This is a genomic window from Bacteroidota bacterium (assembly GCA_030017895.1).
In the GTDB taxonomy this organism is placed as follows: domain Bacteria; phylum Bacteroidota; class Ignavibacteria; order UBA10030; family BY39; genus JASEGV01.
In genome coordinates this window covers 1-12,551 of record JASEGV010000079.1, presented here as the reverse complement: position 1 = coordinate 12,551, position 12,551 = coordinate 1, and the positions used below count along the sequence as shown (strand labels likewise).

The window sequence follows — 12,551 nt, the reverse complement described above, 5'->3', positions numbered from 1 at the left end:
TTTATGGCAAAGATAATAAATATTTACGTCATTTCATACTTAACTTAACACTAGTTCTCTTTCAAGTTCTTCCATAGGAAATTCAATAAGATGGTTGCACGGATCAGATCCGTTTGATTCAACAACTAATCCTCTCAAATCTCTGCGGAGATTAAAGAAAGTTGTGTTGTTAATAACGTCCCTGAGGTTACGATAAATCTTTGCCCCGGATGGATCGGCTTGAGAAAAAAGTCGGGCAAGCTGGGCATCGGTAATGCAGGTTATGAAGCTTTTGAAAGCGAGGAACAAATTTGTATCGGAGATTCGGTCAATATTTTCATCTAACGAATTTACAAAGTTTTCTATTAAAACAAATTTATTCTGGTCATCGCGTAAAAACATATCAGCTATACAATCGTATGCAAGGTCGGTTATAGTTAATCCTTGTTGCGTGCAAAGATTTGAAACTGATGAGCGGATATGAAATAGATACGGTTGGACTATCGAACGGCAAATATAAACGAACTCTGTTAACTCAACTTCTGTAATTGAGCTATTGAGAATTTTGTATAGATAAGGTTTTAATATCTTACACACGTTGTTCATAGTTGTAAAGATAAAAATGGTTAACGTTAACCTGTAGATAAGATAGCAATATTATAGAAAATTGCAAAACCAAACAAAAAAGCCGATTTCCACATCTGAAACCGGCTTTTTCATTTACGTTTTTTCTACTTAACTACTTCTCAAACAGCTCGCTAACCGGTACTGTTTTCGATTTCTCTACATTTATTGCCAACGGAAATACTTCGATAATTTTATCTTCATCTAAAATCTTCTGAGCAACGGGGGAAGAGTATTTTATTGGCGATAGTGCATTGTTGTATATTGCTTCTTTTAGCGAAGCAGCATCGTTGGTTACTACTGCTACTTTAATATTTTCGGCATTTAAATATTTCTTTATTGCGTTGTTCACATCGGCTAATTTGAGAGCTTTCAACTCTTTCTCAATTTCATTTATGAAAAACTTGCTGCCATAAAATTCCGAATCCATCTGATAACCGAGTCGGCGACTTGAAGTCTGAACCCAGAGTTTCGAATAATTGATCACGAATTTGCGAGTTGCCTCGAACTGTTCTTCGGTAAGTCCTCGTTCAACTAAATTTTTAAGCTCGTACATTGCGTTCCGGATTGCAAAATGAGTATTTTCGGGTTGCACCGGACGAATCCAAATACTGAAATACTGCTGCCGTCGCGGAGTATTAGGTAATTGAAAACGCGACCCGCCATCCTGCACCCAGTGCTCGATATATGAGTAATCGCCGTAATTCAGTCCGCGATCGCCACGCAAACGATTCATCAACACACCGTTAAATGTGCGATGCTCGCCAAAGTACGAGTTAGCTAACATCAGTGCGTAATAGTCTTTATCTTTTCTTGTCAAATTAATCGGGAAGCCCATAGAGATTGCCGTGCCGCGTGCTGGCTTTTCAACGAACAGTATTTCCATTTTCTGAATTGGTGCGGGTTCGGTTAAAATAATATCTGCCAATTTTCCTGAAGAGAGTTTTCCAAAGTCTTCCTTAATTTTATCCAATAACGATTTCGGATAACCGCCGGCAATCCCAAACTTGAGATTGTCTTTTGTGTAAACACGTTTGTAGTATTCTTTCACATCATCTAACGAGATTAACTCTAATCCTTGGACTGTGCCCACCTCTGTAGCGCTGTAGGGGTGATTTTCGAAGATGAAAAAATTTAATGCTTGTTTGCCAAGGTTTTCGTCGTCAGTACCACGCAACGAGTTCTTTAAGTGGTTGAGTAAAAGGTCTTTACTTCTCTTGAAGTCGGATTCATCAAATCGGGGATTGAGAAGGAGGTCGGAGAATATTTGATAGAAACCATCGAGATTATCTTTGTGAACTTCGCCAATAAAAACACTAACTTCTTTATCAACTTGCGGATTGATTGAAGCTGCCCACGGATACAATTTATCAAGCACCTCCTGATAAGTTAAATCTTTTGTACCGCCTTGCCCGATTGTAAGCGAGGTTAAAGCATTCAATCCCTCTCTGCCTTTTGGGTCGTTGATTGAGCCAACTTTCAACTCAACTCTGAATGTAATAAGCGGCGAATCGGATTGATATAATTCTGTTATCTCTGGTCCCTTTGCACAGTTTATATTTGTCATAACTATTCCTGCAAATAAAAATGCTGTTAGTAAAATTTTGAGAGTTTTCATTTTGAACCCTCCTCGACTAATGTAACAACAGTTCTGTTTTCTTTAGTGAAATATTTCTCCGCAACAACCAAAATATCCTCAGGCGTAATTTTTTCGTATAATGCATAAACTTTATTCATACTTTCCGGATCCCCAGTTATTTGGTAGTAGTGGCTGAGTTTGCCGGCTATTGCATCGACATTATTCAACCCCATCGCAAAACTATATTTTAGATACGATTTGATTGTAGATAATTTCTCGTCAGTTACAGGTTTATTTTTGATTTCTTCGAGAGCGGAATAAATTTCATCCCGAACTAAATTGATTTTATTGGGATCTTTAATTCGTGTAAAAATCATGAACAATCCCGGATCTCGAGAGTCACCCTGACTGCCTTCAACAAATTCAACTAATTGTTGTTCGATCACCAAATTATTGTATAGGGGGGAAGTTTGTGAAAACACAATTTGAGATATTATATCCATTGTCGGCATCTCAAGTTCGTCTATGCTAAATGCCGGACCGCGATACCCCATTGCTAATATAGGAAGTGTTTTGGCTTTCCATGTTAAGTTCACTACTTTTTCTTTTTTCTGCATTGCATCAATCGGAACATTCAGACTGAAGCTGCCCCGTTTCCAATTACCATAATATTTGTGTGCAAGTTCAACTAATTTATTCTGATCGAAATCGCCTACTACGATTACAGCACAATTTTCAGGGCGATACCATCTGTCGAAAAATTTTAAACTGTAATTGTACTGATTTGGCATATCGAGAATGTCTGTGAGGAAGCCCATTGTTGTGTGTTTGTATGCATGCTTTTCGTAGGAGGACTCACGAAGTTTCTCATATATCGTCATAAAGGGACTGGAGAAGTTTTTATTGTACTCACCTAAAATTGCACCTGCCTCGGTTTTAAAATCTTCTTCTGAATATTTTAGATTCATAAACCTGTCGGATTCAATATCCATAATTGTTTCAAGTTCGGCAGAGCTTGCCAAAGTGTGATAAGCGGTGTAATCGTCGGTGGTGAATGCGTTGTTATCGGCGCCCATAATTTTCAGGACGTCGTTGTATTTATCCTTGTCGTACTTCTCGGTGCCTCGAAACATCATGTGTTCGAAGAAGTGAGCAAAGCCCGAAAGTCCCGGCTCAATTTCGTTACGTGAACCGGCACGAACAACAGTGTAGTAAGCAACAATTCCCGGACTTGGAAATGGAACTGAAAATATTTTTAAACCATTATCTAAAGTAACTTGATTCATTTGATAAGGGAAAATTTTACTCTCCTCTTCGCCACGAGCAACTAACAGAAGAGGGATGAAGAAGAGTAAAATCGCTAAGGTGAAACGGAACATTATTTCCTCCATATTGATTTGTTATTTTTTTTGTGAGTTAATATTTTGGGATTAAAGATAAAAATATTTTGTTTAAATACTATTAAGTTTCGGAAATTATTTCCTTATTTGAAATTTTTTCAACACAGTTGGGTAATAATTACAGCAAGCACATAGGTGTCATAAATAAAATCTGCCATTTTTTCTTATTTTAGAGGTTTTTGTCCCCGTAATATTAACGGCACAAATATTGGAGCTTTATAAGGTGTTAACATGAATTAATTAATTGTTTCGTAAAGTACTCCTTACTTACCCGCTCTCCTCTTCTTGAGCGGGTTTTTTATTTCCATCCCTAAAAGGTCTTTAAAAATTCCAATATACCGAGATTGACCCAACACAATTCGTCGGTAAACCGGGTTCAAGAAATATCGGATATTGTTTAGATATTCGATCTACATCGGGATTGATGAATGCCGATGCTGCATATTTTTTATCTGTTAAATTATTTATACCAACAAACCCTCGGATCACAAGTTTGTCGGAAATTAATTTCAAATCTTCAAATCCGACTGTGAGATTTATTACATTGTAAGCAGGAACAGTAAGTGTGTTTGAGTCGTCGGCGTAATAATCTCCTACAGCTTGAATAGTCAATTCACAAAAAATATTGCGGAAAAATGTTGGTGCATATTTTAAATTTGTTCTATAAAAAATATCCGGCACACCTGCCATTTTATTGTCTTTCAGATCTCTAAATTTTCCTGGCTTTGTATAATGAACCGAATCAATCACATACTCAACATATTTATTCTGAGAATAAGTAAAAGCAGTTTTTAAAGTAAAACCATAATCAGAGATCAGGGTAAAACCCAATTCAGCACCAATCCTCTTCGTTTTTCCTGCAGTAAAGTAAAATCGTCCATCTCTATATGGAATGAGATCATTTTTGATTTCAATTAAATAAACAGACAAATCGTAGATGAGAGATTTCAAAATCGGGGATTCTCCGAATGTCAGAATTTGTTTTGTCCCGATTTCGAAAGTGGCAGATCTAATTGGTTCTAATAATGGATTAAGAGATGTAACAGTATCCTCTCCTGTTGTGCTTGGAGGATCGACTTCGTTTCCCGCGGGCACTTCAACTCCGCCCCCAAAATTTGCATATATGCTATGAGCCGGATTAAAAAGATAAGTTACTGCCGCTTTAGGCGTAAGTTGTTTAAATGATCTGGAGGCGTTAAGATGTGGTTTGATATTGTTATCACTATAATAAGTGATATCGTCGTAACGCGCGCCAAGAATTAAACTTATATGATTTCCAACAAAAAATTCGTCTTGTGCAAAAATTCCAAAATTATTTGCCCCTTCGCGTTTGTTAGTACTCAAAGTTGTACCACGTTGACCGTTCACAAGATTATAAAATAATATCGAGCCATCCTGATATGCTTCGTCCAATCCAAGAAGCAATGTATTTTTTAAATCCGGATTTATTATAAACGAATTTCTATAAACAATATTTCCGCCGATATGATAACGATTGAAATCTCTGAAAGTATTTCTTTCTGAACGTTGTAAAACTTTGGGTGTTACAAATACAGATGCAGTAATACCGCTGTGATCGTTGATGTAGTGTGATAATTTAATTGCCACTCGCCCTAACCGATTATGTCTTCTCTCATCCCGCTGAACATAAGTTGGTTTGTAGTTCGATGTATCGTTTTGTGCTTGCTGCGGATTCGTATCAAACTGTGTTTGTGTTAGAGGTCCAGGTATTCTAAAAAAGTTGCTCGCAGCGGTCAGATAAATCCCCAGAGTAGAATTTTGACCGATAGAGGAGAGGAGTCCAGTGTGCAACAAAGCACGAGTACTTGCCGAGTGTTCTCTCCAACCGTCAAAATTAGTATTGCTGAATGTTAAGAAAAATTTTCCGCTGCCGATATTCGTCCCTAAATTAAGAAGCTCTTTCCTGTAGCCAAAACTTCCGAGGGTTGATTGTAAATTGATGAATGGGTTTTCGAATGATGTATTAGAAATAAAATTGACCACACCGCCGGACGCATTCCCCCATAAAGCTGATGTATTGGAACGTATTACTTCAATTCTTTCTGCAGATGAAATTTCGATTAAATCAAAAGATGTTCTGCCATCTGGTTCGGTTTCAGGAATTCCATCCATCAGAACTCGAATTCCGCGTGATGTTCCGGCATTTGACCTTTCGCCGGCACCGCGGGCACCGAAACCGCGAATTGTCAGCCGCACATCCTGATTTCCATAACGCGATTGTACCATTATGCCGGGAATGCTTGAAAGCGCTTCATCAAGTCCGTAACCTCTTACTTGCTGTAAATCTTTTGTATCCACGATACTCAAGGCGAGCGGAACTTCAAGCCACGCTTCTGATATTCGTGTGGCAGTAACTACAACCGGCTTTAATTCATACCGGACACTGTCGGATTGAGGATAAAGTACCGAAATTGTAAATAGAATTAGGGCGGGAATTACAAAAATATTTCTCATTTTTACTCATTCATTTATAATTTAATTTCTGTTTTAATTTTCCCCCTGTGGACTTACTTAACTTATGAGTTAGATTGATGACTGGATATCTCGATATTTTATTCTAACTTCTCTTTCTCCAACGCTTCAAAATATTTCCTAATCAAATCCTCGTAATCTTTGGAATACTTTTCTTCCAGGATTTTTAACAGTTCTTCTCTGAGTTTATTCTTTCCTTCTTGAGTAGTTAAATCAATATCTCTCGGACTTATACGTTTATAATCTTTACCAACTTCAGCACGGCGGCGTTTTTCGTAGTCACGCTCGCGCATCGATTTTTGTGAATCTAATAACCGCGATAATATCCGCTCTTGTTTCTTTTGCGTCTCCGGATTTACGTTTCCTTGTTCCAAATCTGTTTGAACTTCCGACATATCTTTTGCAACTCTTTCTAAGTCGCCTAAAAGTTTACTCAACTCGCCCATATTTTTCGCTTCATTAGCAAGTTGTTCTAAGGATTTTTGGACGGCACCCTGCTGACCTCCTAATCGTCTGTACTCAGCCATTTGCTGTTGCGATAAACCCTGCCCCATAGCTTGTCCCGTTTGTGCATTGATTCCGGCTTGCATCCCTGACATTTGACCGAGCCGCTGCATCAAACCAGCCATGCCCATTCCTTGCCCGCCGCCTTGCTTCATTGCGTTTATGGCGCCCTGCATCATCATCGCGGCACGGTTCATCGAAGCCATTGCTTCGCCCTGCTGCTGCGAAGTTCCGAAGGGATTCCTCTGTTCCATACTTTGCATTGCCTGCCCCATTTGCCGCATCGCATTCCCGATTTCTTTGCCCATCTCGGGACTTATAGAAAACGACTTCTTTGAAATTTCGCCCATCGAGTTTGCTACGTTGTTCAAATCGCCTAACATATCCATTTGTTGTTGTGCGTTCTCGCGGAATCGCTGCGAGTTCGGGTCGAGATTTTTAGTTTCCTGTTTCAGTTCTTCCTGTTCTTTCGAAATTTCTAAAAGGTTTTGAACTGCCTTCCGCATTTTATTTAAAACTTCTTTCTGCATTTTTTCTTGAAGCGATTGCTGAACATCTTTCATCTCCGTCAAAAAGTCCTGCATATCTTCTGCCATCTCTTGCTGTGTCTGACTTGCCTGCTTCATTTGTCCCGACATCATTTGCTGAGAAGCTTTGCTCGATTTTTTCTGAAGTTGCTTCTCGCCTAAACTTTGTTCGGCTTGCGACATTTTATCGAGAGGCATATCTTCCGGAAACTCTTCCATCTTCTCCTTTAAATTTTTCGCCTCCTGCTGAAGCTTGTCGATTTTCTCTTGTATATCTTTCTGTTGCTTGGCTAAATTTTCTAACTTCTCTTTATCGTCGGGATTTGTTTTAGATGTCTGTTCCTTCAACTGCTGTTGCTGGTTAATCAACTCTTCGGTGCGTTTTATCAACTCGTCAATTTTTTGTTCGATGTGGATGCGTTTCAAAAGTTCAAGTGTCCGTTCTAAATTTTTCTTGAACTGCTCCTCCGAAAAATTCATCTGCTGCATTTCCTGTTTCATCTGTTCGGGTGTCATTTGTTGCATTTTTTCTTGCAGCTTTTTCATCGCTTCTTGAAGTTCGGGATTCTTCAGTTCTTCCATCAACTTTTGAAGTTCCAAATACTTCTCCATAGTTTGCTGCGAGACGAGTTTATTCTCATCCATCTTCTCTATCATCTCTTCCATCTTCTGTGCAGCTTCTGAGATTTTCTTTTTCATCTCCTCATATTTTTTAGTCAGTTCCTCGGCTTTTTTCTGTTGCTGCCAGTCAGCTTTTTGCTGATTCTTTTTCAGGTCGCGTTGAAGTTCTTCAAACTCTTTCTTCAGCTTTTCAGCTTCTTTCGCTACATTCTGTATCGTTTCGATGGTCTGCTTCTGGCTCTCTGAAACATCAGCAAAAATTTCATCGAGAGATGGAAGTCGAACCAAGTAAGTTTCGCTACGCGATGCCTTCGGGCCACTCACATTATCGTTATCGAAAACTTCAACATAATATGCGAGAACATCTTCGGGAACGAGCTGAAGTCCTGCCAAATTCCAGTTGTGCCAAATCTCCTGTGCGATTTGTTCTTTTGATGTTAGAGGAATTTCGATGTGAGTAAATTCTTCTGAAGGTCTCTCGTATCGCGATTGAACGAGACGATAAGCAAGTTGCAATTTTGAAAAACCATAGTCGTCTTTGATTTTGATTAGCAGATTTAGCAGCATGCTTTCGGTAACATCAACATTTTTCCCCGGCACAGCTATCGCAACAGATGGATATTCGTCGGGAATAATTTTCAACTGATAATTGATCGGAGCGATATTCGTTAAGCCCTTTTCATCTTTTAGCTTTATTGTGTAAGATTTATCCTTTAAGAGAGTGATAGAGGCTCGAGCTTCTTTTTCGTTTATAGAAAATTTAGTAATTATGCTATCGTTAAAATGTAGTTCTGCCGACGATAAGTTTTTGCTTGATAAAATATTGAAATTAATTTTCGTTCCAGGCAAAGCAGTAACATCGCCGACATTTTCTTCGAGTGTTTTGGGTGGGATTCGAGAGTAAGACGGGTAAGTTAAATTCAATTGCAGCACACGGATTATTGGACGGTCGAGGACTAAAATTCTATATTCCGGACTCCGTGAATTCCCAAATGATACATAATAATGAGTTGTAGATTTTATGTTTGGAATTGAGAACTTAAAAATTCCTTCGTCCGAAATTTTAAGCGTTATTTTTTCAAACTTTGTTACGCCCTCCTCGCGTGCTTGAAAAGTAATCGTACTGACAGAACTTCCGACGGGGTGAATAGTGAAATCGACTGTCGCACCGCGAAGTGCTTCAGCATCTCCGGGTTCAACTATGAAAAAAAGTTTCGGAATAACTGAAAACTGTTGGTTGAATTGGTAGATACGAAATGCCGACCATATAAATCCTTTTGGTGAAATCAAAATAGCCAACAGAAAAATACCCACAGTGTAGAAAAAAATATTTCTTATTTTTTTTAATCGTTTGTTATCAACTGCTTGAATAAAATCAATGCTTTTAATAGCATCATATAAATCAATAAACGAAGCGTCGATTAGATCGATTGAGTATAAGATTTTTTCCTGAGCTTTCGATTCATAAACTTGTAAAGCGTTCAGCAGACGGTCGTGGATATTTGGGAATTGGCTGCCGACCCTGATTGCAATTTCCGAATCGTTCGCGTTTTTTAATATATTGAGTTTTCGGAGGAGTGGTCTTCCGGCGAACCACGATGATGCGACGAATGTAGATAATAGCGTGAAGAAGAAAAGTATTGTTCTTCCTGTTATTCCGAAACCAAAGATGCGGTCTAATACAATTGAGAATAAAGATGCAAAAAGAAAAATTGAAGCCGATATTATGATACCCGTAATGAGGTCTATAGAGTTTTGCTTCCGCCTGACTTTGTGAAGGCGTTGTTTGATATCTTCGTAGCGTGGCGATATGTTTTGTGAGGTTAGCAATTCAATAAATTGTAATTTAAATTAATACAACAAATTGATTAACAGACATTTCGGCATCAAATAAAATACTTTTAAGGACTTTGGGATGTAATATCTTGCCTGAATGAAATGGAACTGTAACTCGATTACCTTTTATATTTTTATAAATTTTATGACTTCCGCTTTGTCGAACAAACGAGAAACCTGATTTTTCCAGAACTCGAATTACTTCTGATGCAGTTACCCTCGGCAAACGTTCACTCACACTTGAACCTCAAGTGTAGTTAAACTTACCATTTCTTTTAAGGGTAAAAGTTCACCATTTGAGATGCGATCTGCAACATGCAGGCGTATTGCATCCCTAATATTTGCAAGCACTTCTTCGTATGTATCACCTTGAGTATAACATCCTTGCAAATCAGGACACATCGCGTAATATCCATCGCTATCTTTTTCGATAACTACTGAAAAACTATATTTTTGCATTATTCGACCTTTCTAAAATTAAATTTTCTAATGACTTAACGCCCACACAATTATGTTTGTTCCAAAACGCAGAGCTTCTTCGCGTTTATCGGGTGGAGTGTTGTGAACATCGGGATCGTTCCAACCGTCGCTTGGGTTTGATTCATAAGTATAATATAACACCAACCGATTGTTATGGAAAATTCCGAAACCCTGTGGCTGTTTACCGTCGTGCTCGTGAGTTTTGGGTGGACCGTTCGGGAAATTGTAGTGGCAATTATACAAGCCGAACGAGTAGGGGAGCTCAATCAAATCTTTTTCAGGAAAAACTTTTTTTATTTCGCGCCGGAATGCTTTATCTAATCCATAGTCATCATCCACATATATGAAGCCGCCGTTTTCGAGATAAGTGCGAAGCCGTTTTGCTTCGTAATCAGAGAATACTACGTTGCCGTGCCCGGTCATAAATATGAAAGGATATGTGAAAAACTTATCGCTGGAAATTTCTACGAACTCATAAACCGGTTCGGTATCAATCAAAGTATTCAGCTTAACGAATTTCAGTAAGTTTACATCTCCGCCCGGATCGTTGTACCAGTCGCCACCACCGCTGAATTTAAGTCGTGCAATTTTGAAGGCGCTGGAAACTTTGGCTTGAGAGATTAAATCGATTGGTAAAGAAATTACGATGCTTAATAATATTAATAATGTGATACTGTATTTAAGCACGTATTTTGCCTTTTTGGCATAATATTGATTTTACCTCATCCAGTGATTCTCGCGGCTCATCGGTACGAGTTCTTGCGAAGATGATATCGTAAAAATCTTCCCACAGGGCTTCATGCTTTTTTAAATCAATAAGAACTCCGGTTTTATCTACGATAAATTGTATTCCTGTCATTTGTTTTTCCTTTTGATGTTTGTTTCGCTAATTGAAATTTAGGAAAATAGGAGTGGAGAAGCAAATAAAAGCATTTGCAAAATATTTCCTCCCAATAATTCCGCTTTACAGTAGGACATCTGCTGCACGCACAACTTTTCCATATATAAGCGCGCAGTCTCGTCTCGACGTCAGTCGAGACGGACTTGATGGCAGTGAGAGGTTTGGCGATACCGCCGGACCAGAAGCGGTCCCAGAGAGCGTCGACTTTTAATTTGAGATTTGGATCAGTGAGCATTTGTATTTATGATGATAATTTTGAGCATTCCCCCGCCTGACGAGCCTGGGCGGCCCTTCCGCATCCCTAACTCTACGCAGGAGAACATCTTGTGAGATTGTTACATGAAGGCTACGAGTTTAAGACTGTAACCTGTCGTGTTCTAGCTTTTTGAGCTGTTCAAAATTTTTTTGATATTCTTCGGGGGAGTAGGTATCTGGTGGCAAGGCACTGTCAATCAAATGCTTCTTCATTCCCTCCTTGAACTTTTTCTCCAATACCTCTTTTATTTTTGTTTGGGCATTCTCTTTTTCAAGCAGATAAATGGTCCCAAGTTTGGGTTTAGCATAGACACTCGAGTGAGAAGAAACAATAAGTTGGCGCAAAGATCCTACTTTATTGTCACCAAGCATTGATTGTAGTTTCGCTAGCGTTGGGTATTGTCTTGGGGGTGCAAGATTTTGTTCCAATTCTTCAATACAAACAATCTTACTCTTACTGTGAATCACCATAGCAATTATGTAAAGTGTTTGAAGAACACCTGATCCAACATGCTTGATCGGCAACCGGAGGTCGTTCTCCTTCACCATTACTTCGAGCTTGCCGTTTACGCTCGCAAATGAGATAGCGCCGAAGCTAAAAGGTTCTCTGTTAAACACGCTGTTGATCTGCTCATACAATCGATGGCTGTCCTCGCTAAGGTACAGAGAATGAAGAAATCGCTTGAAGTTCGTTTGGTCTATCTCCTGAACTGGCTCAAGAGAGAAATCGGTGGGATGCATATCCCTCGCACTCTCAATGAGCGCGACACAGTCGTTAAATGGCTCGACGAGATGGGAAAAAGATTTAGCCAGGTTGGACTGGTCCCTGCGTAGCTTGTCAAGAGTTGGGAAATAACTATATACGTTCGCTTTGCGGTCGTATGTGTAAACTGATTGCGAGTCAAGCTCCACGCTCCTTAACATTATCTCAGCCAAATTCACAGTCGAATCGACTGGAATAATATTTCCAGCAAAAACCAATTTATGTTTAGTTTCTGTTTTCTTAGTTAATTTTTGAAGTAGTGGTTTTTCTAGACACACTTCTGCAACGTCGAGTGTGAACTCAACCTCAAAGGTTATTTCTGTTGGGATATTTCCGAAGAAGTTGTTGTTGAAGTTCTCCACCACACCTTCATAAAAGTTTTGCGGCTCTGTGAGTTTGAACGGCACAGTATCTCTGTTTATTTTTCGCTTTCGCTTGAAAACAGTGTAGAGAGCGTGAAGGATATTGGATTTCCCAACGTTGTTGTCTCCGAAGAAAACGGTCGTAGTGCTGAGCTTCTCGATTTTAAAGTTCGGCTCATCGTGGAAGTGAGTGGGTAAAAATGATAGATAGAAACAGCGTAACATAT

The 12,551-nt window shown here is 39.1% G+C and carries 11 protein-coding genes; 1 reads left to right on the top strand and 10 read right to left on the bottom strand.

Translation table 11 applies throughout. From position 1 onward, the window contains the following. Positions 1-39: 39 nt before the first annotated feature. The 9 genes from QME58_12215 to QME58_12175 all read right to left on the bottom strand — a co-directional run bounded on the left by QME58_12215 (position 40) and on the right by QME58_12175 (position 10,902). Positions 40-585: a hypothetical protein gene (locus QME58_12215; GenBank protein MDI6804588.1), complete on the bottom strand. Its 546-nt coding sequence runs from the start codon at positions 583-585 to the stop codon at positions 40-42. A gap of 133 nt (positions 586-718) precedes the next feature. Next, entirely contained in the window at positions 719-2,221 is a 1,503-nt protein-coding gene (locus tag QME58_12210) for a pitrilysin family protein (GenBank protein MDI6804587.1), read from the bottom strand. Continuing rightward, a complete protein-coding gene (locus tag QME58_12205; GenBank protein ID MDI6804586.1) occupies positions 2,218-3,561 on the bottom strand; it encodes a pitrilysin family protein in 1,344 nt (447 codons plus the stop codon). The genes QME58_12210 and QME58_12205 overlap by 4 nt, the downstream gene beginning before the upstream one ends. Before the next feature lie 342 nt (positions 3,562-3,903). Then, positions 3,904-6,057: a TonB-dependent receptor gene (locus tag QME58_12200; GenBank protein MDI6804585.1), complete on the bottom strand. Its 2,154-nt coding sequence runs from the start codon at positions 6,055-6,057 to the stop codon at positions 3,904-3,906. Between the two features lie 98 nt (positions 6,058-6,155). Continuing rightward, positions 6,156-9,557, bottom strand: a complete 3,402-nt coding sequence (locus QME58_12195) for a hypothetical protein (GenBank protein MDI6804584.1) — start codon at positions 9,555-9,557, stop codon at positions 6,156-6,158. 16 nt (positions 9,558-9,573) lie between these two features. Next, positions 9,574-9,801 (bottom strand): type II toxin-antitoxin system HicA family toxin, encoded by a 228-nt coding sequence (locus QME58_12190; protein MDI6804583.1) that lies wholly within the window; start codon positions 9,799-9,801, stop codon positions 9,574-9,576. After that, positions 9,798-10,022, bottom strand: a complete 225-nt coding sequence (locus QME58_12185; protein MDI6804582.1) for a type II toxin-antitoxin system HicB family antitoxin — start codon at positions 10,020-10,022, stop codon at positions 9,798-9,800. Before QME58_12185 ends, QME58_12190 begins: the two co-directional genes overlap by 4 nt. 27 nt (positions 10,023-10,049) lie before the next feature. After that, on the bottom strand, positions 10,050-10,730 hold the full coding sequence (locus QME58_12180) for a DUF4159 domain-containing protein (GenBank protein ID MDI6804581.1): 681 nt from the start codon (positions 10,728-10,730) through the stop codon (positions 10,050-10,052). Next, entirely contained in the window at positions 10,723-10,902 is a 180-nt protein-coding gene (locus QME58_12175) for a hypothetical protein (protein MDI6804580.1), read from the bottom strand. Before QME58_12175 ends, QME58_12180 begins: the two co-directional genes overlap by 8 nt. Positions 10,903-10,954: 52 nt before the next feature. On the opposite strand from QME58_12175, the gene QME58_12170 reads away from it, so the two are divergent. After that, positions 10,955-11,155, top strand: coding sequence for a hypothetical protein (locus QME58_12170; GenBank protein MDI6804579.1), 201 nt, complete (start codon positions 10,955-10,957; stop codon positions 11,153-11,155). A gap of 143 nt (positions 11,156-11,298) precedes the next feature. Here QME58_12170 and QME58_12165 read toward each other — a convergent pair. Next, the coding region (locus QME58_12165; GenBank protein ID MDI6804578.1) for an AAA family ATPase at positions 11,299-12,551 on the bottom strand (1,253 nt) is incomplete at its 5' end.

What these genes read in the sequence shown, in the direction of transcription:
- QME58_12175 (MDI6804580.1), bottom strand. Translation starts at nt 10,902, where the DNA reads ATGACAGGAATACAATTTATCGTAGATAAAACCGGAGTTCTTATTGAT.
- QME58_12215 (MDI6804588.1), bottom strand. Translation starts at nt 585, where the DNA reads ATGAACAACGTGTGTAAGATATTAAAACCTTATCTATACAAAATTCTC.
- QME58_12210 (MDI6804587.1), bottom strand. Translation starts at nt 2,221, where the DNA reads ATGAAAACTCTCAAAATTTTACTAACAGCATTTTTATTTGCAGGAATA.
- QME58_12185 (MDI6804582.1), bottom strand. Translation starts at nt 10,022, where the DNA reads ATGCAAAAATATAGTTTTTCAGTAGTTATCGAAAAAGATAGCGATGGA.
- QME58_12200 (MDI6804585.1), bottom strand. Translation starts at nt 6,057, where the DNA reads ATGAGAAATATTTTTGTAATTCCCGCCCTAATTCTATTTACAATTTCG.
- QME58_12205 (MDI6804586.1), bottom strand. Translation starts at nt 3,561, where the DNA reads ATGTTCCGTTTCACCTTAGCGATTTTACTCTTCTTCATCCCTCTTCTG.